Origin of the sequence: Microcystis sp. M083S1, from assembly GCF_020246405.1 — a bacterium.
GTDB classification, from domain to species: Bacteria; Cyanobacteriota; Cyanobacteriia; order Cyanobacteriales; family Microcystaceae; genus Microcystis; species Microcystis aeruginosa_C.
Map to the genome: position 1 here is coordinate 1 of NZ_JADBTB010000232.1, position 26,107 is coordinate 26,107.

General features: G+C 42.5%; 20 protein-coding genes and 2 pseudogenes. 18 read left to right on the plus strand and 4 right to left on the minus strand.

The window, feature by feature from the left end; all coding sequences use genetic code 11:
• Positions 1-110: 110 nt before the first annotated feature.
• The gene (locus IM450_RS21025) at positions 111-455 is read right to left on the minus strand and encodes a hypothetical protein (protein ID WP_002781516.1); all 345 of its coding nucleotides are present in this window, start codon (positions 453-455) and stop codon (positions 111-113) included.
• A gap of 226 nt (positions 456-681) precedes the next feature.
• Here IM450_RS21025 and IM450_RS21030 point away from each other — a divergent pair, with 226 nt between their 5' ends.
• Positions 682-1,119 carry a hypothetical protein gene (locus IM450_RS21030; protein ID WP_271947521.1) on the plus strand — a complete coding sequence of 146 codons (438 nt, stop codon included), beginning with the start codon at positions 682-684 and terminating at the stop codon, positions 1,117-1,119.
• 217 nt (positions 1,120-1,336) lie between these two features.
• Positions 1,337-5,944, plus strand: a complete 4,608-nt coding sequence (locus IM450_RS21035; RefSeq protein ID WP_287664890.1) for an ATP-binding protein — start codon at positions 1,337-1,339, stop codon at positions 5,942-5,944.
• Positions 5,945-6,130: 186 nt separating this feature from the next.
• Here the strand turns inward: IM450_RS21035 and IM450_RS21040 are convergent, their stop codons facing one another.
• Positions 6,131-7,174: a DUF1611 domain-containing protein gene (locus IM450_RS21040; RefSeq protein WP_287664887.1), complete on the minus strand. Its 1,044-nt coding sequence runs from the start codon at positions 7,172-7,174 to the stop codon at positions 6,131-6,133.
• On the minus strand, positions 7,167-8,219 hold the full coding sequence (locus IM450_RS21045; RefSeq protein WP_287664884.1) for a dipeptide epimerase: 1,053 nt from the start codon (positions 8,217-8,219) through the stop codon (positions 7,167-7,169). The genes IM450_RS21040 and IM450_RS21045 overlap by 8 nt, the downstream gene beginning before the upstream one ends.
• Before the next feature lie 207 nt (positions 8,220-8,426).
• On the opposite strand from IM450_RS21045, the gene IM450_RS21050 reads away from it, so the two are divergent.
• The 11 genes and pseudogenes from IM450_RS21050 to IM450_RS21100 all read left to right on the plus strand — a co-directional run.
• Positions 8,427-9,590 carry an LptF/LptG family permease gene (locus IM450_RS21050; RefSeq protein ID WP_002802394.1) on the plus strand — a complete coding sequence of 388 codons (1,164 nt, stop codon included), beginning with the start codon at positions 8,427-8,429 and terminating at the stop codon, positions 9,588-9,590.
• A 60-nt stretch (positions 9,591-9,650) separates the two neighbouring features.
• Positions 9,651-9,818 carry a hypothetical protein gene (locus IM450_RS21055; RefSeq protein WP_002759244.1) on the plus strand — a complete coding sequence of 56 codons (168 nt, stop codon included), beginning with the start codon at positions 9,651-9,653 and terminating at the stop codon, positions 9,816-9,818.
• Positions 9,819-9,945: 127 nt separating this feature from the next.
• Positions 9,946-11,289: an adenylosuccinate synthase gene (locus IM450_RS21060; RefSeq protein WP_002802397.1), complete on the plus strand. Its 1,344-nt coding sequence runs from the start codon at positions 9,946-9,948 to the stop codon at positions 11,287-11,289.
• 27 nt (positions 11,290-11,316) lie between these two features.
• Positions 11,317-11,874, plus strand: a complete 558-nt coding sequence (locus IM450_RS21065) for a 50S ribosomal protein L25/general stress protein Ctc (RefSeq protein ID WP_002802399.1) — start codon at positions 11,317-11,319, stop codon at positions 11,872-11,874.
• A gap of 566 nt (positions 11,875-12,440) precedes the next feature.
• Positions 12,441-12,734 (plus strand): annotated as a pseudogene (locus tag IM450_RS21070) (group II intron maturase-specific domain-containing protein); the annotation flags it as partial.
• 227 nt (positions 12,735-12,961) lie between these two features.
• Positions 12,962-14,185: a M20 family metallopeptidase gene (locus tag IM450_RS21075; RefSeq protein WP_002802400.1), complete on the plus strand. Its 1,224-nt coding sequence runs from the start codon at positions 12,962-12,964 to the stop codon at positions 14,183-14,185.
• Between the two features lie 79 nt (positions 14,186-14,264).
• Positions 14,265-15,152: an acetylglutamate kinase gene (gene argB, locus IM450_RS21080; RefSeq protein ID WP_287664877.1), complete on the plus strand. Its 888-nt coding sequence runs from the start codon at positions 14,265-14,267 to the stop codon at positions 15,150-15,152.
• A 168-nt stretch (positions 15,153-15,320) separates the two neighbouring features.
• Positions 15,321-15,542, plus strand: coding sequence for a DUF4327 family protein (locus tag IM450_RS21085; protein ID WP_002759020.1), 222 nt, complete (start codon positions 15,321-15,323; stop codon positions 15,540-15,542).
• Between the two features lie 43 nt (positions 15,543-15,585).
• Positions 15,586-16,806 (plus strand): efflux RND transporter periplasmic adaptor subunit, encoded by a 1,221-nt coding sequence (locus tag IM450_RS21090; protein WP_002802411.1) that lies wholly within the window; start codon positions 15,586-15,588, stop codon positions 16,804-16,806.
• A 549-nt stretch (positions 16,807-17,355) separates the two neighbouring features.
• Positions 17,356-19,026, plus strand: coding sequence for a DNA methyltransferase (locus tag IM450_RS21095; RefSeq protein ID WP_287664874.1), 1,671 nt, complete (start codon positions 17,356-17,358; stop codon positions 19,024-19,026).
• 307 nt (positions 19,027-19,333) lie between these two features.
• Positions 19,334-19,900 (plus strand): annotated as a pseudogene (locus IM450_RS21100) (Rpn family recombination-promoting nuclease/putative transposase); the annotation flags it as partial.
• A gap of 78 nt (positions 19,901-19,978) precedes the next feature.
• On the opposite strand, the gene IM450_RS21105 reads toward IM450_RS21100, so the two are convergent.
• On the minus strand, positions 19,979-20,533 hold the full coding sequence (locus IM450_RS21105) for a Uma2 family endonuclease (RefSeq protein WP_002782643.1): 555 nt from the start codon (positions 20,531-20,533) through the stop codon (positions 19,979-19,981).
• Positions 20,534-20,876: 343 nt separating this feature from the next.
• On the opposite strand from IM450_RS21105, the gene IM450_RS21110 reads away from it, so the two are divergent.
• The 5 genes from IM450_RS21110 (at position 20,877) to IM450_RS21130 (ending at position 25,940) form a co-directional block, all read left to right on the plus strand.
• Entirely contained in the window at positions 20,877-21,053 is a 177-nt protein-coding gene (locus tag IM450_RS21110) for a hypothetical protein (RefSeq protein ID WP_002734354.1), read from the plus strand.
• Positions 21,050-22,108 carry a DUF3326 domain-containing protein gene (locus tag IM450_RS21115; protein ID WP_287664868.1) on the plus strand — a complete coding sequence of 353 codons (1,059 nt, stop codon included), beginning with the start codon at positions 21,050-21,052 and terminating at the stop codon, positions 22,106-22,108. The genes IM450_RS21110 and IM450_RS21115 overlap by 4 nt, the downstream gene beginning before the upstream one ends.
• Positions 22,105-22,686: a CPBP family intramembrane glutamic endopeptidase gene (locus IM450_RS21120; RefSeq protein WP_287168944.1), complete on the plus strand. Its 582-nt coding sequence runs from the start codon at positions 22,105-22,107 to the stop codon at positions 22,684-22,686. The genes IM450_RS21115 and IM450_RS21120 overlap by 4 nt, the downstream gene beginning before the upstream one ends.
• A 59-nt stretch (positions 22,687-22,745) precedes the next feature.
• Positions 22,746-23,189, plus strand: a complete 444-nt coding sequence (locus IM450_RS21125; RefSeq protein ID WP_002749339.1) for a DUF3531 family protein — start codon at positions 22,746-22,748, stop codon at positions 23,187-23,189.
• A 396-nt stretch (positions 23,190-23,585) separates the two neighbouring features.
• The gene (locus IM450_RS21130; protein ID WP_287664865.1) at positions 23,586-25,940 is read left to right on the plus strand and encodes a GH116 family glycosyl hydrolase; all 2,355 of its coding nucleotides are present in this window, start codon (positions 23,586-23,588) and stop codon (positions 25,938-25,940) included.
• Positions 25,941-26,107: the final 167 nt, after the last annotated feature.

A 26,107-nucleotide genomic window follows, 5' to 3' on the forward strand; every position in this document is an offset into this window, starting at 1 on the left:
CCCCCCTTATCAAGGGGGGATTAAGGGGGGATCGGCACCCCCCTTATCAAGGGGGGATTAAGGGGGGATCGGCACCCCCCTTATCAAGGGGGGATTAAGGGGGGATCGATCTAGAATTTAACCTTACTAGCCAACCAATTAGTAATTAATTTCGGGCTATTTTTTTTCACCCAATAGAGAGCATAAATTCTGAATATAGGCTTAGAAAAACGAGCGATCGCTTTCATAATAAAATTTAAGTAACGACGATGAAACTTTTTATTAATTAAATTTAACGAACCCACATCGTAAAGACAGTCGATGATAATTCTAAAAGTCGTTTCCTCTCTTTGGAATAAACTATCTATTAACAATAGCACTTCCTGAATCCGTTGCTGTTTAAGCTGTTCCTCTTCGGAAACAGCCGAGAGAATCTGCTGCTGCTTAGATAATTTACTATCCGATGGGGTTAACATGATATGGTAAGGAAAAAATTAACTTGTTTTGATTTTATCCCTATTTGCCGATTTTGCAAGACCAACCCCCCCATCTATCCCCATTTTTACGATAACACGGATCATTAGTGGTATTTCCTCTCCCATGCCGTCTTGACTGTGATTGCTGTGATTGTGTCATGGACTGTGACTGATCGACAAAAATAAGGCAGAATAAAATTATGAAAGCTAAAATGAGGGCTGAATCATGAATGATCCCTTAACCACAAGTTTATTCGTCACTTTAGCAGTACAGCCATTTATCAAGTCTGGCACCGGAGAACTGGCTAAACGTTTTACCACTGAAGCAATTTCTAAAATCCCTATATTGTGGGAAAAAATCAAAACCCGATTAACAGGAAAATCAGCTAAGGTGGATGAGGCATTAGCTAAGGTAGAAAATGGAGATAGTACGGTGATTGAAACGATTACAAAAAATCTCGATGTGGTGTTAGATGAAGATCTTGATTTTGCCGAGGAATTACGAGTTTTAGCTGAGACTATCCAAGCGGGGAAAATTCAAGATAATAGTAGTATGGTTCAAAATAATTCTGATAATGCCAAAGGTTGGCAGACAAAAGTTGAAGGAGGAACAGCTTACATTGGAGAAATTCATATTAATCAAGCGCAAACTCCTAAAAACTAAATTAAGACCGATGATTTATGTAGCTAGACACAATTAATTATACATATCTAACCACCTCTTGCCTATTCCAACTAAGAAGTTAATTTTCTCCTAAGTAGATAGGTATTAAAAACTTTCAGATCTCCCCGCCTATCGGCACCCCCCTTATCAAGGGGGGCAGGGGGGATCGAACCTAAAATCCATTTTTAATTTAATTATAACCAGCTACTTATTACTTATGAGTGACTTAATTACCCAACTTTGCCAAATTATAGCCGAAATTCTGCAAAATAATCCCCAAGCAGATTCCGCTGAACTCATCGCACTGGTAGAAGCCAAAATTAAGACTAATTCACAATTGATTGAGGCGATAAAAAATGATTCTCGTCTAACTCAAATTAATCAAGGCGATACAAAAGCTTTTCAAACCCTAGTAACAGGGGGAATTGCTAATATTGGCATTTTCTTAAATGACGTTAATCCAGAACAATTACAAGAGGTTTTACAACAAGTAATTAATTCTTTCAATGTAGAATCAGATATCCGTAAACTTGAGGAACATGGGAATTACATTTTAGAAAATGAAATAAAATCTACCATTAATGGCATTCATATCAAAAGACCTGATATATTAAATCAATTAATTAGCCTCACTAAAACGACTAATTTTGTGTTCGTTACGGGTGAGCGTGGTTCAGGCAAATCTAGTCTCATTAAAGAATTTGCTAACCAGATTAAACAGGATATTCCTACTTTTTGTTTACGCACCAATGACTTAGATCAATCTCATATTAATGGCGTATTTTCTGCCATAGGATTAAAGAGTTCACTGCAAGATTTAGGAGAAAATTTTGCTATCATACCCAAGAAATATTTAATCATAGAGTCATTAGAAAAACTTCTTGAATTGGAAAATAAAACTGCCTTCACTAATTTACTTTATTTCATTAATAAACAACAAGGATGGACGATTATTACCACTGGACGTAATTATGCTTATAATCAAATAATCTTTACTTATCTTCAACCTAACAAAATTAATTTTGAAACCTTAAACATAAAAGGATTTAATGATGATGAGATACAACAACTATCGGAGCAAATTCAATCTTTAAAAACCTTGTCTAACAATCATACCTTAAAAGACTTAATCAAATGCCCATTTTATGCTGACTTAGCCTACAGAGTGCTAGAAACAGGAAAAGAATTTACTCCCGAAGATGGAGAAAAAGAATTTCGTGCTGCAGTTTGGCAAAATGTCATTGCCAAAGAACACGAAAGAAAAGATGGAATTCATTTAAAACGAAGAAAAATATTTATAGAAATTGCCGTTAAACGAGCTAAAAAAATGCTTTCTGGTATTCTGGTAAATGAATTTGATAGTGAAGCTTTAGCTAAACTAGAAGAAGATAATTTAATTTGTCGTGATCCTAAAAATCTTGTTAGTCTCGCCCATGATATTTTAGAAGATTGGGCAATTGAACAATATATCGAAGAAATTTATCAAGAAGATTTAGATAATATACAAATGTTTCTTAAGAATGTTGGTCATGAACCTGCTATGAATCGAGCCTTTCGTTTATGGCTTCATCAAAAATTAAAAGATGGCGACAATATTGATGATTTTGTCTATGATATTCTAAATAGTAAAAATATTCAACGATGTTGGCAAGATGAGACAATTTCCGCCGTCCTTCAAGGAGATAATCCAGATAAGTTTTTGAGAAAATTAAAAAAGCAGCTGTTTACAGAAAATGGAGAACTCTTAAAACGTTTCTGCTTTATTCTTCGTATTGCGTGTAAAATACCTCACAAAATTCAAGAGAATAATCAATCAGCATCACTAGATATTTTAGATCTTCAGCCTCATGGAAAAGCTTGGGAGATAATGACTAAATTTTTATATGAAAATATAAAACTTTTATCAACCGATTTATTATCTCATGTAGTAGCCGTATTAGATGAGTGGTCATCCATCTTAAATATTAACGAAGAATTACCACCATCAGCCCGTGAAGTAGGATTACTTGCTCTTTATTTATTAGATAATTTTAAAAGTGTTTATGGAAATAGAAATGATAATAATCGTAAAAAAATATTGAGTCTTATTATTAAAACAATTCCTGCCATTCGTCAAGAGTTTTTGAAGCTTTTAGAAACTGACTTGTTTATTTCTCAACAAGAACAGAGTAACCGAAAGCTTTACTATGTTGACAATTTTTGTAAAATGTCTTTTCTGGGAATTGAGACAGCTTTCTTTTCTAAATATGCTCCTGAATTTCTAATTAGGTTAGCTTACGATAAATGGTTTATAAAAGAAAATAATGAAGATGATGAAGATCGTATATTTTCTTATAGAGGCATCGATGTTGACGAATGTTTTGGGCTTTATGAGGATAAATTTTCACCTGCTAGTGGAGCTAAAGGCCCCTTCAAATATCTATTACATTCTCATTGGCAACAAAGTCTAGATTTCATTCTTAACTTGCTCAATATCTCTGCTAATAAATATGCTCACTCAGATTTAGATTCTCTAAGTAAATCGAGTTATTTAAAAGTCGGATATTCTCAGCCACTCATTAAAACAATAGAAATAGAACTAAATGATGGCTCGAAAATAGAACAATACTGTTCTGAAAGGTTATGGCTTGCATATCGTGGTTTCTCTGTAGTTCCTAACTTATTACAATCAGCTTTAATGGCACTTGAAAATTGGCTGATTGACTTTGCAGAAAACCTTGAATATCAACAAATAGATCGGTTATTCGATTATATTTTAAGAAATAGCAACTCTGTCATGCCAACAGCAGTATTAGCTTCCGTAGCAACAGGATTCCCTAAAAAAGTAGGAAAAGCAGCATTGCCTTTATTACAAAATGCTAAACTTTATCATCTAGATAGAAGAAGAACCGTTCGTGAAGGCAGTGAAATTAACTGGCATTATGATCCTTTTACAATAGATACACTATCTAAATTTTATGCAGAAGAAAGGCGTATTGCAGCTTTACGTCCTTGGCGAAAAAATAATTTAGAAATGTTGATTATAAGTCTTCAACTTTCTGAATGGAGAAATGATGCCTTAGCAATTGTTGATAAGTTATATAAATCTGAACCAAAAGATGAAACCATGCGTTTTTTTCTTCATAGAATTGATAGCCGCAACTGGAAATTGACTCCTGATTATGAAAATAATCAAATAATAGTCGAATCTCCAGATTTAGAACCAGATTTAAAAGACTTTCAACAAGAAGCTTTAGAAAGAAGTCAAAAGATGAATCGTTTCTGTATCCTGAAATTATGGTCAGATAATAAAATGAGAAATGAACCCCTTAAAACTAATTACTTTTCAACATGGCAAGAAGCATTGTCTGAAGCAAAATATTGGGATGAACAGTTAAAATCTGGGCAAGCAAATGATTCTACCATAATAAAATATGGTGCAGTTGTCACTTCTGCATCAATTTTCATTAGAGATTATCATCAAGAATTAAATGAATCTGATCTTAACTGGTGTATTGAGATAATTGTTAAAGCCGCTGTAGCCAATGCTAATACAGAAAATGACATTTTAATATGGGATGAAACAGACTACGATGGTTCAGCATCAGCTGCATCTATTCTCCCTCTCTTATTTGATTTTATATCAACAGATGAGGATAGATTAAGATTAAAGCAAGTTATTATTATCGCCTTAACTCACGTTAATCAGAACGTCAGACATCAAGCTGCCGAAGGAATTAGAAAATACTTATGGCAAAGAGATTCTGAATTTGCTCAAAAGTGTTTAATAGGAGCAATTGAGTATGCCCATTTTGAACATAAACAAGAAAATTTGGCTTTAAAAAGACGATTATCTATTTTAAAAAGCGAGGGCAAGAGTATAAGCGATGAATTAAATAAATTATTAACCAAAAAAAATAAATTTACAAAACAATTTCTTCAAGGTAAGCTATCAAATAATATTGAAGCAATTACTTTTCAATCTCATAGCTCTTGGTATCTTTTAAGCCCTTGCTTAATGATTCCAGATGGCTCAAGAGAATCTAGCCATATTCTATTCTTGTCTAGAATATTAAATCTTTTCTTTGAATATGAGCAAGAAAAAAATAACCGTGATCATCAACATAATAATAGATATGAGATGGACGACGAGTTGCCCTATGATTTTGGCAAGCGTTTTGCAGAATATTTATTTCATTTGCACGATTCCAACTTTCAAGACTATATTAACTTGTTGAGAATTGGGTGTGAAAAAATGCCAAGCTTTATTGATTCCCTTTTATTGTATGTTGCAGTAGTCGCTGAAAAAAAAGGAGAAATAGAAATATACTGGCAACTTTGGCATCAATTATCACAAACAGTACAAGATATTGCCCTCGAATTAGCTAATACTAATTTTGACCGACAGAAAAGTGATAAGTGTAAATTAATTCGTGGAATGTTACACGCTGACTTAGATTGGCGGAGAATTGATTATGAAAATCAAGATATTGCCCTTGGCAAAGACTTAATACTAGAATTTGTGAAAAATGCTGGACAAAATTGCGATGTATTTGAATCTCTAGCTTCATTAATGTATCATTTTCCCGCTATCTTCCGTGAATCAGGGCTGCCCATTTTAGCCAAGCATCAAAAAGAGAAAGAAAATACTCATTTACTCTCAAGTAATACCGCATTTTATCTAGAAATCGCGATTCAACGTTTTCTACACAGTGAAAATACGGGTTCTTTGCCCAAAAAACTCCATGAATCTTGTTTTATACTATTAAACGCCATTATTGATACAGCTTCATCAAGAGCTTATTACCTTCGAGAACATTTAATCCGTTCTCGTAAAATTGTTTAGAATGAGATAAAAGTTCTAGGTATATATTTCGATATGTTTCTGGGATGAAAGTAGTAATACTAAATCCGTTGAGTATAGGCTACTTATGAGGATAGGCGCTCATGCAAAAGGGGGAATAAATAATCAGTCTTTAATAAACGGATTTAGTATAATTATGTGATGGACTATGATTGAATTGATCACTGTTTACTGATTACTGATCACTGATAATAACCCTTGAGCGCCAAAACGGACAACATCGGTACAAAATAACCCCGTTTCCTCCTGCACAGTTTCTATAGCTTTAACTGCCGCCTCCGGACTAAGATGAAAAGTATTTAAACTAATCCCCTTTACCTTCACTTCCCCGAAACTTCCCCCGGCGCTGGCAGTCATTTCGTAGAGTTTAATCACTTCCGTTAGGGGAGGGATGAGAATATCGGGTAAATCTTTGATATGAATTTGTCCAGCGCGATGGACGAGAATTAACCCCGTCGGTTGAGTGCCACGCATTAAGGGCAAGGTAGCGGTGGATCCAGGGTGCAAAAGAGAACCTTGACCCTCAATAAACAGAATATCATTATTTTCTGCCGATTCTAACACCAAAGCCTCGATCGCACCAGCAGCATAATCGACGCGCACTGCATCCAAGGGTACACCCTTCCCCGCGATCATAATTCCCCCCTGTCCAGTGGCTAAAAATTGCGATTTTAGCCCTTTTTCTTGGGCTGCTCGGTGTAATTCGATGCTAGTGGACATTTTGCCCACACTCATGTCCGTCCCTACCGTTAAAATACGCTGACAGGTTAAATTTTTCGCCCGCGCTTGCCCAATTTTTAAGCCTTGGGGTTCCAGACGGATATCCCAAATCCATTGATCCGGTTTAAGCTGAGGAAAAAGGGGTTTTAGGGGTGTATGGAGACCATTAACGAGAGATAAACCCGCATTTACCGCCTCTTTGATTTCTTCTAGCCAATCGGGGGGTAAAATGCCTCCTGAGGGTGCGATACCAATTAACAGGGTATCGGGATGATAGGTTAGAGCTTCCCTAACATTAGCAACAATCGGCAAGGGGCGATCGATTCCGGCCACTTCTTTTAAGGTACTGCCGGCGCTTTCTGCGTCAATAATCGCCACTACCTGCGCTTTTCCGTAACGCAGATAACTTAACCCGGTTTTGCCGCGAGTTCCTTTGATTCCTTCGTGGAGAAGAATCGCTACTTTCTTATCAGGAGTCAAATAATTAGTCATCTTTTATCCGTAAACTAACACCCAAACCGGGCAAATTATTTGTTTGTAAACGTCCCTTTTCTAAGCTTAATCCCGTAAAGGGATCATCGCGTAAATTTAAATGACTATCTAGGTCAAGATAGTTGACAAGCGGGCCAAGATGTGCTAGGGCAGTATTGGCTAAACTGCTATCAGAGTAACATCCGAACATAATTTGCAGTCGGCAAGCTTGGGCAATATGAATCATTCTCTGCACTTCGGCTAATCCGCCAGCTTTCATTAGTTTAATATTAATGCCGTGGACTCGATCGGCCAGTTTCGGGATATCTTGACTAGAAAAACAGCTTTCATCGACGAAGATAGGTAGGGGCGATTTTTGGTATAAATCGATTAAATCTCGTTCTTGTCCCACGGATAGGGGTTGTTCCACATAAATAACGCCTTTTTCCTCTAACCATTGGCACATTTTCACCGCATCGCTAAATTTCCAACCCCCATTAGCATCGACAGTTAGGGGCAAATGGGGGACAATTGCTTTAATAGCCAGAATTATAGCTCGATCGGCTTCTATACCGTCTGGTGAGCCTAATTTGACTTTTAATAAGCTAAAATCGCCGATTTCTAGCCAATCTAACACCCTCTTCCCCACATTTTCCGGAGAATTTAAACCGATAGTAACAGAAACCGGCGGAATTAAAGAGCGATCGAGTCCAAAAATTTGCCAGAGAGGTAAATTAGCTTTTTTGCCTAACCAGTCGTGCAGCGCCGTGTCAATAGCGGCACGAGTAGCCGAAGATATCTGATTTTGCCATAAAATTTTTTCAATTTCTTGGCGTTGACAGGGATGAAAAGATTGTAAAAGAGGCGCGATCGAGTTTAATTCTTGCAGGATTTTATCGGGTTTTTTATCCTCGCTGGTAATATCAAAAGGAGATGCCTCTCCCCACCCTTCGATATTTTCCTGGCTAATTTTCAGCCAGATATTAGTATTTTCGCTGGTAGTGCCGCGACTAATCGTTAAAGGTACTCGTTTATGAATAGTAAAAGTTTGCCAGTTTAGCAGCATAATTCACCTGGGGATGATCGGGGAATAGGAACAGAAAAATTATCTACACTTACCCAAATCCTTACTTCTGTCCACTCTCACCGCAATCATACAACTTCTGGCGGTGTTTTTCGTCAAAGACAAAATATGATAGGCTAACCGAAGGGATAGGCAAGACGGCTGCGGGTTAGGAAATGGGATGAAAGAGGAGTGAGTTAACCAAAATCAATGATTAAGAAAAAGATTTCTTACTGGGTAAATGGAGGTATTGCCCTCATTGATCGCTATCTGATCAGCCAACTACTACCCCCATTTTTATTTAGTGTTGGTTTATTTGCCTCTTTGGGAGTAGCGATCGGCAATCTTTCCGATTTGGCTAATCAGGTAGTTGATGCCAATCTACCCCTCGCTTCCGCCCTAGAAATTCTCCTGTTAAAAGTGCCAGAATTTGTCACTTATTCCCTGCCGGTTTCTCTTTTGCTGGCCACTTTAATCACCTACGGTCGTTTAAGTAGTGATAGCGAAACCGTTGCCCTGCAAAGCTGTGGAGTCACTCTTTATCGTCTTTTTATACCCACTTTTTGCCTGAGTTTAATAGTTACAGTTGTGACATTTTTATTAAATGAATATGTGGTTCCCAATGCTAATTATCGAGCCACAGAAATTTTAGTGCAGAAAATTAATAAAGAAGCAAGTTTTTGGAAAAATAAAGATGTTTATTATCCCGATTATGAAATAAAAACCCTAGAAAATGGTACGATTAATCGCAATTTAAGAAGTTTATTTTATGCCGAACAATTTGACGGGGAAAAGATGAAAACCGTCACCGTTATCCGTTGGCTAAAACAAGAATTAAATCAAATTATTATCGCCGATTCGGCCCGTTGGAATGCCGTCGATAACGTCTGGGACTTTTTTAACGGCATTATCTATGAATTAACCCCCCCTAACGCCTCCTATAGCCAAGTTATCCCCTTTAAAACCGAAAAAATCGCTTTATCTCGCTCTGCTTTCGATTTTGCTCGTCAAAGCCGCGATCCCTACGAGATGAACATACCACAGGCGATCGAATATGTGCAACTGCTCAAACTCAGTGGCGATGATAAGAGAGTCAGGTTTTTTCAAGTGCGAATCCAGCAAAAAATCGCCTTTCCCTTTGTCTGTATCGTCTTTGCTACCATCGGCTGTGCCTTGGGTTCTCTACCGCAAAGAATCGGTCGGGGAACCAGTTTCGGTCTCAGTGTCGCCATTGTTTTCCTCTATTATCTTTTAAACTTCCTTGTCGGCAGCTTAGGACTAACCGCCACCCTCTCCCCCTTCCTAGCTGCCTGGCTGCCTAACTTTTTCGGTTTTGGGTTAGGTCTGTGGTTATTATGGCGACTTAACGGTTAGACTTTTTTAAAAATTTTCGTCAAGATAGGAGACGTAGAGTTATAGCAGGCCTCTTAGTCTATGTTTCCCTTCTTCTTCAACACTTGTGGCAGCACTTCCCGCCAAGAATGTCAAGAGCGTAAATTAACATTCCTCAAATGGATGCGCGATGACCTCGAAACCCGTCTAGCGGGATTAAATGCCGCTATCGAAACTATCGAGCGTCAAATCAGTCGGGAAGGTCAATAAACCCTGAAAATAGGCGAGTTTTCCCCTCGCCTTCTCCCCACAATTAGCTAAGAGAGATAACTTGACAGTTGTATTCGCCAAGAGGGATAATAGTAGTTTGTGTGAACTTTAGCTAGACTAAAATACCTTGGCTAACGTTATTGTAATCGGCGCTCAGTGGGGCGACGAAGGAAAAGGAAAAATCACGGATCTGCTGAGTCGATCGGCGGATGTGGTGGTGCGTTCTCAAGGCGGCGTAAATGCGGGTCATACCGTCGTCGTCGAGGAGCAAACGTTCAAACTCCATCTAATTCCCTCTGGGATTCTCTACCCAGATACGGAATGTATAATCGGCTCAGGAACAGTCATAGATCCCTCGGTGTTACTCAAAGAGATGGCGCAATTACACGCCCTCAATGTTACCACCGACAATCTCTATATCTCGCAAACGGCTCATGTCACTATGCCCTATCATCGGCTGCTCGATCAAGCATCCGAGGAAAAACGGGGTAAATATAAAATCGGCACCACTGGACGGGGTATCGGCCCCACCTATGCCGACAAATCCGAGCGCATCGGCATTCGAGTCATCGACTTGATGAATACCGAGAATCTGCGGCAAAAACTAGAATGGACGACCAATTATAAAAACGTCATTTTAGAAAAGTTATATAACTTACCGCCTTTAGATCCGAAGACGGTGATCGAGGAATATCTAGAATATGCCGAGAAACTGCGTCCCCATGTGGTCGATAGTTCCCTAAAAATCTACGAAGCAATCCGCAAGCGTAAGAATATTCTTTTTGAAGGGGCCCAAGGCACCCTACTTGACCTCGATCACGGAACCTATCCCTACGTTACCTCCTCCAATCCGATCGCTGGGGGTGCTTGTGTGGGTTCTGGTATCGGTCCGACGGTAATCGATCGAGTGATCGGTGTGGCCAAAGCTTACACCACTAGGGTAGGCGAAGGTCCATTTCCCACGGAATTAGAGGGGGAGATCGAGCAGTTATTGTGTGATCGCGGGGCAGAATTCGGGACCACCACCGGCCGTCGTCGTCGCTGTGGTTGGTTTGACGCGGTGATCGGTCGTTATGCGGTGCGAATCAATGGTTTAGACTGTCTAGCGATTACCAAATTAGATGTTCTCGATACCCTAGAGGAAATCAAAGTCTGTGTGGCCTACCAATTGGACGGCAAAACCTGTCGCCATTTACCCAGTAGTGCCGGGGAATTCGCCCGTTGTCAACCGATTTACCGAACGATGCCGGGGTGGCAACAACCCACCAGTGATTGTCGCAGTCTGGAAGAGCTGCCTAAACAGGCCCTCGATTATCTAAAATTCCTAGGGGCGATTATGGAAGTACCGATCGCGATTATCTCCCTAGGAGCTAGTCGCGACCAAACTATTATCGTTGAAGATCCCATTCACGGACCCAAACGCGCTCTTTTGGACGAAAATGGCTCACCTTGGGATAATTACGAATTTTAAATCATTGTCAAAGAGGATTAGTCAACTATGCAAGTTAGCGTTGAATGTCAAAAAAGACCCGAAAATATTAACCCCAGGGCCCTACGTCGTCAGGGTTTGATCCCAGCGGTTCTCTACGGCCACAACGGCACGGAATCGGTTTCCCTCGTGGTTCCTGAAAAAGCGGCCTTAACTCTACTGAAAAAAGCCTCGGTAAATAACACCCTGGTGGATGTGAATGTTCCCGAAATGCCTTGGACAGGAAAAGCTTTGATCCAAGAGGTACAATCTCATCCCTGGAAAAGAAATCTCTATCACCTCAGTTTCTTCTCGGTATCTGCCCACGGTAAGCTCGATATCGTTGTTCCCATTAAAGCCATGGGAGAAGCGATCGGAACCAAACAGGGCGGTTTAATCGAACAGTTCGTCAACGAAGTTAATGTCTCCTGTACTGCTGATAATATCCCAGAAGTGATCGAATTTGACGTTTCGGAGATCGGTGTGGGGCAATCCCTGCTCGTGGGTGATTTAAAAATGCCGGAAGGGGTGACTTTAAAAGACGATCCCCATACCACCGTTTTTGCCATTGTTGCCGCTAAACGGTAAATTCAGTGCGCGAAACGTTTGGGCATGAAATAGGGTTTAAATCCCCAAAATAACCGCCTAGTAAGGTCTTCAGTCCCTTGACTGAATCTAAAAGGTCAACCTTGACCAACCTTATAACTGTTTATCTGTCCCGACGTTTAGTAAAGGGGACTCAAGGTCAATACACTTGTAATAAATCTTTACAAGTTGAGAGTAACGGCGATAGCCACCCCCAGTTTCAGAAATCACAACTCTGGAATTGAAGCGGGGAACGGAAGGCTCCGAGGTGTAACCTAACGCCAAGATTGTGACCACTGCCAACCATCCAAGATTAGGCTGGGTTCCGTGTCCGACCTGAACCATCGTAATTTTACAGCAGTGTAATAGACATCTCCAAAAATTATAACCGAGTCACAGCTTGCCTTTAGTCTATGTACTAACTAAATAGTTCGATAGCTGGAATGTATATCTATCGTTGCTAATTCAATTTAACTGAAAAAATATGAGGTAATTAAAATAATTTTTATTCGGGTAGATTCCTTAACTAGAAAGACTTTTGGTCTTGAGATAATATTAGGTCGAGGTCTATTGAGTATAATGGGAAAACAGAAGAACCAGGCTTTGATTTCTTAGGATTCAACATCAGATAATACCCAGCAGGAAAACACAAAGCAGGTAAAACTGGACACGGGAACAAAACATTCCTAACCCATATTAAACCTAGCCAAAAAGCAGTTAAACTCCACACAGAAGCGATTAAAGGTGTAATTAAAATACATAAAACAGAACCTCAATCAGCCTTGATTAGTAAACTAAACCCAATCATTAGAGGTTGGGCTAACTACTACTCAGGGATAGTATCTAAGGATAGCTTCAATCGGCATCCTATGGAGGCCTAGAACCATCTTGATTGACATCCCACGAAGATTTTGTCAGTCTAGATAATACACAGTTAACCAAAGGAAGTCAAGCTGTATCTTTAACAAGGGAACAGTCAAACGAGGAGCCGTATGAGGTGAAAATCTCAAGCACGGTTCTAAATGGGAGGGGAGGTCGGTGACGATCTTCTCGACCCCTAATGATCAAAAAATCTAGCCGCCCAAACCCGATGATTTCCTCCTTTCCCGTTCCTAATAGCTTAAATTGCCCTCAAATTCGCCTTGCTATTCGTTGCCTGCAGCCGCAATTGGTTCACTGGCGCCGACAAATACACCAAAAACCAGAACTAGGCTTTCAAGAACACCTCACCGCCTCCTTAATCAGTCAAACCCTGACTAAATATGGAATTGACCATCAAACCGGCATCGCCGGCACCGGAATTGTCGCCACCATCGCAGGCAGTCAACCGGGGCCAGTTTTAGCCCTGCGGGCCGATATGGATGCACTACCGATCGCCGAAGAAAACCAAGTCCCCTATCGTTCCCAACATCCCGGCCAGATGCACGCCTGTGGTCACGATGGTCACACAGCCATCGCCCTCGGCACAGCAGTTTACCTAGCACAAAACCGTCACGATGTCAAGGGGACAGTAAAAATTATTTTCCAACCCGCCGAAGAGGGGCCGGGGGGGGCGAAACCGATGATCGAAGCGGGAGTGCTGAAAAATCCCGACGTGGACGGAATTATCGGCCTACATCTCTGGAATAATCTGCCCTTAGGGACAGTGGGCGTGAAAAATGGGCCTTTAATGGCGGCGGTGGAATGTTTCGATCTCCAGATTCAAGGCCGGGGCGGCCACGGGGCAATTCCCCATCAAACCGTCGATTCACTACTGGTGGCGGCCCAAATCGTCAACGCCTTGCAAACCATCGTCGCCCGCAACCTTAACCCCCTCGATGCCGCCGTGGTGACTGTGGGTAAATTAGCGGCGGGAACCGCCAGAAACGTGATCGCCGATAGTGCTAATCTCAGTGGCACGGTGCGCTATTTCAATCCCCAGTTAGGGGGCTATTTCCGACAACGGATGGAAGAAATTATCGCGGGCATCTGCCAAAGTCAGGGGGCTAGTTATCAATTCGATTACTGGCAATTGTATCCCCCGGTAATCAATCATGATCAGATGGCGGAATTAGTGCGAGCAATCGCCGCACAAGTGGTGGAAACCCCGGCCGGAATCGTTCCCGAATGTCAAACCCTGGGAGGGGAAGATATGTCCTTCTTTTTACAGGAAGTACCGGGCTGTTATTTCTTCTTGGGGTCTGCCAATCCCGAATTAGGATTAGCCTATCCCCACCATCATCCCCGCTTTGATTTCGATGAATCGGTGTTAGCCATGGGAGTCGAGATTTTTGTCCGTTGCGTCGAAAAATTCGGCAACTCTAAGACTTTCTAGCAATCCGTTCAAGGTGAACAGTTTTTGCCAAACCCGAAACCGCTAAACTGGTCACTGAATCAGACAGGTAAAAAAACCCATGAACAATAATATCCACGAAAACGATACCCAACGGGTGAAAATCCTCAGCGAAGCCCTACCCTATATTCAAGAATTTCGCGGTCGCACCGTAGTGGTTAAATACGGTGGCGCGGCCATGAATAACAGCGATATCAAAGACACGGTCATGCGAGATATCGTTTTTCTCTCCTGTGTGGGGGTTCGTCCCGTTATTGTCCACGGCGGCGGTCCAGAAATCAATAGTTGGCTGGATAAATTAGGCATTGAACCCCAATTTAAAGACGGTTTACGCGTCACCGATGCCGCCACCATGGATGTGGTAGAAATGGTGCTAGTGGGGCGCGTCAATAAAGAAATTGTGGCCTTGATCAATCAAGCTGGCGGTAAAGCGGTAGGATTATGCGGTAAGGATGGTAATCTGATCACTGCCCGTCCCGTGGGTAAAGAGGGCATTGGTTTTGTGGGAGAAGTCAGCAGTGTCGATACTAGCGTCGTCGAATCCTTGGTCAATAGTGGCTATATTCCCGTGATTTCTAGTGTGGCCGCCGATGAAACCGGCCAAGCTCATAATATCAATGCCGATACGGTAGCCGGAGAAATAGCGGCGGCTTTAGGGGCAGCTAAACTGATTTTGATGACCGATACAGCCGGAATTTTAGAGAATTATAAGGATCCTTCCACTTTATTGCCTAAATTGGATATCCAACAGGCCCGGCAGTTGATTGAAAAAGGCATCGTTGCCGGCGGGATGATTCCCAAAGTTGGCTGCTGTGTGCGATCGCTGGCCCAGGGAGTTCAGGCCGCTCATATTATCGATGGTCGTCTTCCCCACGCCCTTTTACTGGAAATTTTCACCGATCGAGGCATCGGTTCCATGATTGTGGCCTCCGGTTATACTAATCTATAGTAGTAATTACCGTACTTTTGGCTAAAAAGACTTGCCTAAAACCACGGATCTGGTGTACAAGTAAGTTAATAAACGCGCTTCTCGCTCCTTTGTAATGGCAAAAGTCTTAGTCTTGAGTTAGTTTAGTCGGGAAGCGCAAAATCCTAAGTATTCATAGCAATTGAATTTATGACCAAACAAGCTGTAGCTCACCCGATGGTGAAGTTTCAACGCAAGGTTAGCAAGTGGATAGATGCAAAAGTAGTCAAACCTAGCGATAGTATCTGGAAACTGGCTCTTTTATACGGAGATGAGTGGGGATACTGGAAGCAAGAGTTGCTCGATTTCGGTTTCTCCATGCAAGACCCTCTCAGCGAAGTGGTAGCGGTAGAAGCTTGGGACGAGGAATAAGCGACCATCGACTCAAAAGCAGCTTTCTAGCAAGATTATCGCCATGGGATCGACTCCGATTATCCTTTCCGCTCTGGTTATTTTATCCTTAAGCGCGAGTTGTTCTCCCGGGACCGAAACCCAACCACCGTCACCAGCGGCCCGTACTACTACCGTCAACGTCACCACCGCTAAACTGGCAACCATCGGACGCAATCTCGATTACACGGGAACTACCCGACCTTTAAAAGTAGTTTCTCTGCGATCGCAAGCCACCGGTCAGTTACTCAATCTCCCCGTCGATGTGGGAGATGAGGTGCAATTAGGACAAATCCTCGCTCATGTTGATGATCGTCTCCTTGCCACCGTTGTCCGGCAAGAAAAAGCCGCCCTGTCCGCCCTAGAAGCGGAATTAGCCCGGGCGAGAATTGAAGTCAGTAACGCTGAAATTGAAGTGGAGCGCCTACAACTACAATACCAACAGGCCAAAAATGATGGCGAGCGCCTGCAAAAATTAGCCCTAGAAGGGGCGATTCCCCTGCAACAGGGCGAAACAGCCCAAACCACGGCGGCAGTGGCTTTAAAAGCCGTTAATAGCGCGAGATCGAGAATTAAAGTGGAGGAACAGGTGGTGGCGGCAATTATCGGCAGAATTGCCGCCCAAAAATCGGTCATCGCTCAGGAACAACAACGTCAGGCCTACGCTATTCTTAAATCACCGGCGACGGGGATAGTTATCGAAAAACTAAAAGAGCCGGGGGATTTAGTCAGTATCGGCGATGAAGTCCTCAAAATTGGTGATTTTCAACAGGTCAAGGTAGTAGTATTATTATCGGAATTGGATTTAAAAACGATTAATTTAGGACAAACGGTTAATGTCAGCCTTGATGCTTTCGGTGAGAGAAATTTTTCCGGTCGCATCAACAGGATTTTTCCCCTCAGCCAAGGCACGGCCCGGCGGATTCCCGTGGAGATTACTCTACCCAATGGGGATGGTTTAATTAAAGGGGGATTATTGGCCCGGGTGCGGTTTAATAATAATTCTGCCCCTCAGGTGATTGTCCCCGAAACAGCAATTGTCAGTCAAGGGGAATCCTCGGCCATTTTTGTCCTTTCCGAGTCTAACTCACAAGTGCAAAAACGTCCTGTTCGTCTCGGTCAAGCGCTCGACGGTCAAGTAGAAATTATCACCGGACTTGAACCGGGGGAGCGTTTCGTCGTTAATAGTAGTAAACCTTTGCAAAATGGCGAAAAAGTCCGGGTCAGTATCCTGAGTAATCCTTGATTAGTTGGGGATTGCTAAGTAGTTAGGTGTTAAAAACTGTCAGATTACCCCCCTTATCAAGGGGGGACTAATGGGGGATCAAACCCCCCTTATCAAGGGGGGACTAATGGGGGATCAAACCCCCCTTATCAAGGTAGGGTTGATTATTCATAGTAGGGTTGATTATTCATAGTAGGGTTGATTCAGAGTAGGTGATTCATCGTAGGGGTGATTCATGAATCAACCCTACCGTTATCAAGGGGGGACTAAGGGGGGATCAAGGGGTGATTAAAGGCAAAATCCATTTTTAATTTAATTATAACCAGCTACTTAATTCCTCTTGACAAAATCCCAGCACTTGACATATACTTATTTATATAATGGGAATCCGTGCCTGCCTGCGACCCCCTCATTTTCAGGCAAGATGAACTTAAGAAAATTAAATTTTGGGCGCACATGATGCGCTTCTACTATTGGTACAATCATATTATTCTCTGGAGCGATTGCATTCGTCCTCTTTAAGGGGGAATAATAATACAATTGAGAATGCAGTCAATCCCCTTAATCTCTATGGTCAATAAACTATACTACGGTGATAACCTAGAAGTGCTGCGGAAATATATCAAAAATGAATCGATCGATCTTTGTTATATCGATCCACCCTTTAATTCTAAACGCAATTACAACCAAATTTATAACAACTTAGGCAAGGAAGATCAAGCACAAGCACAAGCGTTTGTAGATACCTGGACATGGGATAATCACGCTAACGAAGCTTTAGAAGAAATTCAAAGCAACTATCAGGGTAAATTTACCAGTCAGACTATCGATTTAATTGACGGTTTAACCAAAGTTTTAGGTAAAGGCAGTCTTCTCGCTTATCTGGTGAGTATGACTCTGAGGATCGTGGAAATCCATCGAGTTTTAAAATCTACCGGTAGCTTTTATCTCCACTGCGATCCTACTGCTAGTCATTATTTAAAAATAGTTTTAGATACTATTTTTTGCTCTCAGGGGGGTGATTTTAAAAATGAGATTATTTGGAAAAGAGCGGAAACAGTTAAAGGTAATTTTGGGCAAGGAAGCACAAGATTTGATGGCAATACTGACACTATACTATTTTATTCTAAATCTAGAGATAATAAATTTAATCCCATTTTTGCTGATTATTCGGAAGAATACCTCAAAAAATTCTATAAATATATAGAACCTGAAACTGGTAGGAGATATCGACTTATTAGCATGACTGCCCCCGGTGATGCAGCCAAAGGGAATCCATCCTATGAAGTTATGGGGATAACTAGATATTGGAGATATTCACTAGCTAAAATGAATGAACTGATACAAAATGGTTTAGTTGTTCAGACAAAACCGGGTAATGTTCCTCAGAAAAAACAGTATCTTGATGAAGGACAAGGAGTACCTATTCAATCACTATGGTACGACGTTCCTGCACTTCATTCGCAGGACAAAGAACGTCTGGGTTATCCCACACAAAAACCGGAGGCATTACTAGAAAGAATAATCAAAGCAAGTAGTAATAAAGGAGATGTGATTTTAGATGCCTATTGTGGGTGTGGAACGACTATCGCTGTAGCAGAGAGATTAGAAAGAAACTGGATTGGAATTGATATAACCTATCAGAGTATTAGCTTAATGTTAAAGCGATTAGAGGACTCCTTTGGTAAAAATGTTTTAGATAAAATTGAACTAAATGGTATTCCCAAAGATCTAGAATCAGCGAAAGCATTAGCCACTAAACCCGATGATCGTACCCGCAAAGAATTTGAGAAATGGGCGGTTTTAACCTATAGTAATAACCGGGCTGTGATTAATGACAAAAAAGGGGCAGATAAAGGAATCGATGCTATTGCCTATTTTCAGGGAGATAAAGACAATCGGGAGAAAATTATTTTTCAAGTAAAATCCGGTAATGTCAAATCGGGAGACATCAGAGATCTACAGGGAACCATGACACTACAAGGGGCAGCCCTGGGTATATTTATCACCTTGAAAACCCCCAGCAAAGATATGATCCAAACAGCCAAATCTGCGGGAATTTATCGCAGTCCCTATAGGAGTCAAAGTGTCGATAAAATTGAGATTGTGACAGTACAAGAAATCCTTGAACAGAAAAAACGTCTCGATGTTATCCTCACCTTTGAAGTCCTGAAAGCTGCCGAAAAACAAAGGGAAACTCAAGGACAACAAATGAGTTTAGATATACCCTTTCCCGAATAAACATCTTTTTGTTATTTTTGGGGATAGGGTGATAAAAAGTTCCAAACCGACCCTAAAGAAGATATTCCCTATAGAATGCTAGATTATGCCACCAGACTCTATCGACGCTATCCGCGTAAACCTATCCATCAAGTGGTTATTTATCGGGTGCATCTCATATTTGTGGCTCTCTCGTACTTGTAGTGATCAGCAGAAGTTATTAAAAGAGGGCGAATGCAATTCGCCCCTACAATAATATTATGGTAGGGGCGCATCGCGTGCGCCCAAAATGTGATATTGATATTTCTCCAAAATTGAGATGCACCCTATTTATCTAAGGAAAAGTGACTCCCCCACAGTCCGACAGAATGATTATAAACAAGGGAAAACCTCTCATCAATTTGAAGTGATTAGACTGTGGGAACAACCCTCGGAACCCCTATTAAAGGCCCCCGGACTGTTTCCCTTTGCCATACTCGCTCAAGCTGAGAAACAAGAAAACTTACTGCGGCAAATTGCCCAAGAAATCGAGCAAATCAGCGATAGTCGAGAACAAAGTAATCTGGCCGCATCTACCGCAATTCTAGCCGGGTTAGTATTAAAGAAAGACATCATCCAACGATTATTAAGGAAGGACATCATGAAAGAATCAGTTATCTATCAAGAAATCTGGTCGGAAGGTTTACAAGAGGGACGACAAGAGGGACGACAAGAAGGAGAAGCTAACCTAGTTTTACGTCAATTAAATCGGCGTGTAGGGGACATTTCCCCCGAATTATTGCCCAATATTCGCAGTCTTGACCTAGAACAGTTAGAAAACTTGGGAGAAGCTTTGTTAGATTTTCAGTCACTACAAGATTTAGAACAATGGCTGGAAAATTGCCGAGCTAGTTAGTACAAATAAACTAAATGCGGTCTATCCATTCCCATTTGAAGCAGCAAGCTCTCAACTCCCTTGAGAGTAGTTCACATTTTAATCTATTCCCCGGTAGAGATCGGCGATGGCTAAATCTAGGTTAATACTTGACAGGATCACGCGATCGCCTGTCTCGTAAATAGTCGTTTCCCATATCCCCAGAGAATTACGGCGACGGCATTCCACGCGCTGGACTTCTTGGGAAATTAATACATATTCTTCTAAAGTTTCTATCTGTTGATAATCTTGGAATTTTTCGCCCTTGTCAAAAGCGGCCGTACTGGGGGAAAGCACTTCCGCAATTAGTTTCGGATAGCGTTTCAGATAACGATCTTGGCGATCGCGAGGATCGCAGGTAACAAAAGCATCGGGATAGTAATAAAACTGATCTTGATAGTTAACCTTGACATTACCCGAGTGAAACCGACAGTCTGTAGAGTCGCCGAAATGTTCGTCAATGACTTTGAGAAAATTGAAGGCGATGCGCTCGTGATTATCCGTACCGCCGGCCATCGCATAAACCAAACCACGTCGGTATTCATGGCGGATCTGACTCTGGCGCTCGATAGCGAGATATTCTTGGGGACTGATGTAGTTGGGAACTGCGATCATAATCTCTAGGGGAAAGCCTAGTATCAATTATAGTACGAGAATGGATCTGGCTCTCTTATTGTCTGTGTGATCAGTTTAGGGACTTGCGTGGGAATAATATCCCAATCGATCGGAGGGCGCAAGCTTTGCGCCCCTACAGTAACGGATTTTGTCCACAATGTAGGGGCGAACTGCGTTCGCCCAAAAGGTACATTATCAAAGCGCAAGTCCCTTAACTTATATAGCGGCGATCGATCTTTGTGTCCTTTGTCTCTTTGTGGTTCCTGACCCAGAGAGCCGATAAACCAGCGCAAGAGGGCAAAATCTTGATAAACTGAGGGGATAACTATCCCAGACAATCCCCATGACCACTCACTTTATTAGTGCCGAAATCGACCTACAGGAAACCCCGCAACAACTGCAGCAAGAAATCGAAAAAGAATTAGCCAAACGCGGTGAACCCTTGCGTTGGGCAATCACAGAAGTGGATACCGAGAATAATCAAGTCAAAGTCGAAGCGATTGTCACCACTGCCTCGTGAATTCCCGTCCCTATACCGCCGTACTAATTATTCCCACCGGCATCGGGGCAGCGATTGGCGGTTATGCTGGGGATGGCATTCCCGTGGCCAGAGCGATCGCTCAAGTTTGTGATCGCCTAATTACCCATCCCAATGTCCTTAATGGCGCCCAACTGTACTGGCCCCTAGCCAACACCTATTATGTAGAGGGTTACGCTTTAGATCGTTTTGCCCGGGGGGATTGGGGATTAAGTCCCGTCCATCAAAATCGCATCGGGTTACTATTTGATCGCGCCATTGAATTTGACCTCTTGCAAAGACACCTTCAGGCTGCCGATGCTGTCCGGGCCACCCTAGGCTTAGATCTCACCGATTACGTTATCACCGATGCCCCCTTAAATGTGCAGTTGCGAGAGGCAGCCTCCGGGGCCAGTTGGGGAACAATTGGCAATCCCGACAGCTTGCTGCGGGGGGCAGAAAAACTGATTAAGCAAGGCCGGGCGGAAGCGATCGCCATTGTTGCCCGTTTTCCCGACGATCCCGATAGCATTGCCCTGGCTAATTATCGCCATGGTCAGGGGGTGGATCCCCTTGCCGGGGCCGAAGCGGTAATTTCCCATCTGGTGGTGCGACAATTCCAAATACCGGCGGCCCACGCTCCCGCTTTAAGTCCGCTGCCCCTCGATCCGCAACTTTCCCCCAAGGCCGCAGCCGAAGAAATCGGTTATACTTTTTTACCCTGCGTTTTGGTGGGTTTAAGTCGCGCCCCCCAATTGGTCAAGCAGCCCGGTCCCGATGCTATTTGGAGCCGGGAGGTGGACGCGCTGATCGTTCCCGCCAGTGCCTGCGGCTCTAGCACAGTTCTAAGTTTTTGTCAAGAAAAAACTGTACTGATTGCTGTGCAGGAAAATAGTACAAGAATGAAGGTGGCCCCAGAACCCCTAGGGGTGAAAGCAATTAGGGTACACTCGTATATGGAGGCGATCGGTGCGATCGTTTGTCAACGGGCAGGGGTTAACCTCGCATCTCTTCGCCCTAATTTAAACTCTTTACGCTGTTTATCCGAGAATCCGTGACTAATTCCCCTAATCCCGAATTTGATCCCCTGACACGCACACAAGTCCTCACCATTATGGCGGTAACGGCGATTATCTTGCTGGTAGTCGCCAAAGTTTGGCAATATTTCGGTGCGATCGCTATTCCCGCCATTCGCTGGACTCTCCCGGATTTCCTGTTCGGATTAGCCTTAGCGGGGGCAATTAGTGGAATTAGTGGGCTTCTCTATGGTTTTTGGCCTAGTTATCGCCATAGTGCTAACGCTTACTTAGAATTAGTCATTAAACCTTTAGCATGGCCCGATTTAATTTGGATTGGATTACTGCCGGGGTTAAGTGAAGAATTATTATTTCGCGGGGTGATTTTGCCAGCTTTGGGCTTAAATATCTTTGGTTTAACCGTTTCTAGTCTGATTTTTGGTATCCTCCATTTTAGCGGTTCCCAACAATGGCCCTATGTTATCTGGGCAACTGTTGTCGGTTTTGCCCTCGGTTATACCGTCATCATCACCGGTAATTTATTAATCCCGATCCTCGCTCATATTATCACCAATCTCCTCGCTAGTTTTCTCTGGAAATTACAGCATAGTAATCAGTAATCAGTAATCAGTAATCAGTTATCAGTTATCAGTGACTACTCCTGTCTCCTATAAAAAATATGGAAGTACAATTTCGCGAATTTAATCCTTTTGATGTCTGGTTTTGGCTGGAATTTTCGACAGTTCCCTCGAATATGGAACAGCAATATGTAGAAGAAGTTTTTGCCTCTTGGTTTTATTTGGGTAAATTAGGGGCTTTCAATGCCGAAAACCTACAGGTACAGGAGGTGGGAGTCGATATTAGTTATATGGAATACGATCCAGATATGGCCGAAAATGCCTTTATGTCACCGATGCACAATATGACCGATTTTGAATACTTAGGTACTTGGGGACGTTGTTGGTTTGACCTTGGTACTAGCGATCTTATTGCTTTAGATATTTTAATCAATGCCTTGACCCAATTAAGTAAGGATTTTGTCGATATTAAACGTTTAATTATCGGTGGAGAAAATCAAGATTGGCCAGTGAGCGATCGCAGTAATTATCTCTTTAGCGAATAATTAGGGTTTACTAAAAAAGTTTCTTGGTGGAGTCAGAATTATGAATTATGAATTATGAATTATGAATTATGGTTCTTCCGAACTTACACTGTAGAAGATTCCTCAAGCTCCCTCTCTGCCCAGCAATGCTCTAAAGTTGATAAATATCAATCTAACAAAAACTCAAAGCTTTAGTATACAAGCTTTACAAGCACGAGTTGTTGATAGTTTTACATGACAGGTTCGGTAGAGTCTGAATTCAGGATATTATTTTTATTTATTCTCTCTTTTCCCCTTTCCCCTCTCCCTTATCCCCTCTCCCATCTCCCTTATCCCTTATCCCCTCTCCCTTATCCCCTCTCCCTTATCCCCAATTCCTAATTCATAATTCATAATTCATAATTCCCACTTAAATCTATGCTTAATCTCGTCTCCCTTCCAGAAATTCCCGCCGCTGCTTGGAAACGTCCTCTAGGCAAAGGTTGGGAAAAACCCTACAGCGTCCGTTACGCCAGCAATTTAGATGATGGTCCTTGGCATGGGATGCCTCTGGGGGGATTTGGGGCCGGTTGCATCGGACGTTCCCCCAAAGGTGACTTTAACCTCTGGCATCTGGACGGCGGTGAACACAGTTTTAATAGCCTTGCCGCCTGTCAATTTAGCATTTTTGAACAAACAGAAGACGGAAGCACCCAAGCCTACGCTATGGCGACGGAAAGCCCGACGGATGGAACATTATCGCGCTGGTCGTGGTATCCAGCCGAAAAGGGAACATATTCTGCCCTTTATCCCCGCAGTTGGTACGAGTACAAAGATGTTTTTCAGACTCAATTAATTTGTGAACAATTCTCACCAGTTTGGGCGCATAATTATCAAGAAAGTAGTTATCCTATAGCCCTATTTGAATGGACGGCTCATAATCCCACCGATAAACCGATTACTATTAGTATTATGCTGACTTGGCAAAATACAATCGGTTGGTTTACTAACGCGATTAAATCCCCAGTGGTTAAGGTGAGAGATGATGGCAGTCCCGTCTATGAATATCAATCAAAATGGGGGGAAAGTGAGGGTAATTATAATCAATGGATTGTCGATAATTTCCGCGTTGGCTGTCTAATGCGTCGGGATTACGAAAACCCCGGGGAAGGGGATGGACAGATGGCGATTGCCACTATCACTAATCCAAGTCTAGAGGTATTTTATCGGGGTAAATGGAACCCTGCTGGCGATGGGGGGGAAGTTTGGGACTATTTCGCCATGAATGGCTCTTTACCGGATATTGAGGACGAAACCACCGCCGAAAAAGGGGAACAAACGGCCACGGCCATGGCGATTCGTTTTACCATTCGTCCGGGGAAAACTCGCAAAATTCCTTTTATTTTAGCTTGGGATTTACCCGTAACCGAATTTGCCCAAGGAATTAACTATTATCGTCGTTATACGGACTTTTTCGGTCGCAATGGTCAAAATGCTTGGGCGATGGTACGCACGGCTTTAAAACACGGCGATACATGGCGAGAAAATATTATTAACTGGCAAAAACCGATCCTAGAACGCAGCGATCTGGCCGATTGGTTTAAAATGGCTTTATTTAATGAATTATACCTGTTAACGGACGGCGGTACTCTCTGGACGGCCGCCACGGAACAGGATGCGATCGGTCAATTCGGAGTGTTAGAATGTATTGATTATCGTTGGTATGAAAGTCTGGATGTGCGTCTCTATGGTTCCTTTGGGTTATTGATGTTATGGCCGCGCTTAGAAAAGGCCGTCATGGAAGCTTTTGCGAGGGCAATTCCCAGCAGTGACGACACTCCTCGGATTATTGGATATAACCAAGCTAGTGCCATTCGTAAGGCTAAAAATGCCACTCCCCACGATTTAGGCGCACCCAATGAACACCCTTGGCAAAAGAGCAATTACACCAGTTATCAAGATTGTAATCTCTGGAAAGATTTAGGCAGTGATTTTGTTTTATTAGTCTATCGGGATTATTTATTAACGGGGGCTAAAGATGAGGATTTTCTGCGGGAATGTTGGCCGTCAATTGTCCTGACTTTGCAATATTTAAAAACTTTTGACCTTGATAAGGATGGGATTCCCGAAAATTCCGGCGCACCAGACCAAACCTTTGATGATTGGCGTTTACAGGGAATTAGTGCCTATTGTGGTGGTTTGTGGATAGCGGCCCTAGAAGCAACGATTAAAATTGGCGAAATCATTGGAGAAGATACGGCAATTTTTGCCAGTTGGTTACAGCAATCTCGCGCTATTTATCATCAGACTCTCTGGAATGGAGAATATTATAATTTAGATAGTGGCAGTGGTTCCGATGTGGTGATGACTGACCAATTATGCGGTCAATTTTATGCCCGTTTATTGGCTTTACCGGATGTGGTAGAAAATCAATACACGCAATCAGCTTTAGGTAAGATTTATCAGGCTTGTTTTCTCAAGTTTCATGGGGGAAAATTTGGGGCGGCAAATGGGTTAAAACCCGATGGTACTCCCGAAAATCCCCAGGCAACTCATCCCTTGGAAGTTTGGGTAGGAATTAATTTTGGGTTGGTGGCTTTTTTACTACAAATGGGAATGGAAAAGCAAGGATGGCAAATTACAGAAGCGGTGGTGAAACAAGTCTATGAAAATGGCTTACAATTTCGCACCCCGGAAGCAATAACATCGGTGGGAACTTTTCGCGCCTGTCATTATTTACGCGCCATGGCTATCTGGGCTATCTATGGGATTTTGACGAAATTTCAGGGATAAGTAGGTAGGCGTTAAAAATTATCAGATACCCCCCTTATCAAGGGGGGATTAAGGGGGGATCGGCACCCCCCTTATCAAGGGGGGATTAAGGGGGGATCGGCACCCCCCTTATCAAGGGGGGATTAAGGGGGGATCGGCACCCCCCTTATCAAGGGGGGATTAAGGGG

What these genes read in the sequence shown, in the direction of transcription:
- IM450_RS21025 (WP_002781516.1), bottom strand. Translation starts at nt 455, where the DNA reads ATGTTAACCCCATCGGATAGTAAATTATCTAAGCAGCAGCAGATTCTC.
- IM450_RS21030 (WP_271947521.1), top strand. Translation starts at nt 682, where the DNA reads ATGAATGATCCCTTAACCACAAGTTTATTCGTCACTTTAGCAGTACAG.
- IM450_RS21035 (WP_287664890.1), top strand. Translation starts at nt 1,337, where the DNA reads ATGAGTGACTTAATTACCCAACTTTGCCAAATTATAGCCGAAATTCTG.
- IM450_RS21040 (WP_287664887.1), bottom strand. Translation starts at nt 7,174, where the DNA reads ATGACTAATTATTTGACTCCTGATAAGAAAGTAGCGATTCTTCTCCAC.
- IM450_RS21045 (WP_287664884.1), bottom strand. Translation starts at nt 8,219, where the DNA reads ATGCTGCTAAACTGGCAAACTTTTACTATTCATAAACGAGTACCTTTA.
- IM450_RS21050 (WP_002802394.1), top strand. Translation starts at nt 8,427, where the DNA reads ATGATTAAGAAAAAGATTTCTTACTGGGTAAATGGAGGTATTGCCCTC.
- IM450_RS21055 (WP_002759244.1), top strand. Translation starts at nt 9,651, where the DNA reads ATGTTTCCCTTCTTCTTCAACACTTGTGGCAGCACTTCCCGCCAAGAA.
- IM450_RS21065 (WP_002802399.1), top strand. Translation starts at nt 11,317, where the DNA reads ATGCAAGTTAGCGTTGAATGTCAAAAAAGACCCGAAAATATTAACCCC.
- IM450_RS21075 (WP_002802400.1), top strand. Translation starts at nt 12,962, where the DNA reads ATGATTTCCTCCTTTCCCGTTCCTAATAGCTTAAATTGCCCTCAAATT.
- argB (WP_287664877.1), top strand. Translation starts at nt 14,265, where the DNA reads ATGAACAATAATATCCACGAAAACGATACCCAACGGGTGAAAATCCTC.
- IM450_RS21085 (WP_002759020.1), top strand. Translation starts at nt 15,321, where the DNA reads ATGACCAAACAAGCTGTAGCTCACCCGATGGTGAAGTTTCAACGCAAG.
- IM450_RS21090 (WP_002802411.1), top strand. Translation starts at nt 15,586, where the DNA reads ATGGGATCGACTCCGATTATCCTTTCCGCTCTGGTTATTTTATCCTTA.
- IM450_RS21095 (WP_287664874.1), top strand. Translation starts at nt 17,356, where the DNA reads ATGGTCAATAAACTATACTACGGTGATAACCTAGAAGTGCTGCGGAAA.
- IM450_RS21105 (WP_002782643.1), bottom strand. Translation starts at nt 20,533, where the DNA reads ATGATCGCAGTTCCCAACTACATCAGTCCCCAAGAATATCTCGCTATC.
- IM450_RS21110 (WP_002734354.1), top strand. Translation starts at nt 20,877, where the DNA reads ATGACCACTCACTTTATTAGTGCCGAAATCGACCTACAGGAAACCCCG.
- IM450_RS21125 (WP_002749339.1), top strand. Translation starts at nt 22,746, where the DNA reads ATGGAAGTACAATTTCGCGAATTTAATCCTTTTGATGTCTGGTTTTGG.
- IM450_RS21130 (WP_287664865.1), top strand. Translation starts at nt 23,586, where the DNA reads ATGCTTAATCTCGTCTCCCTTCCAGAAATTCCCGCCGCTGCTTGGAAA.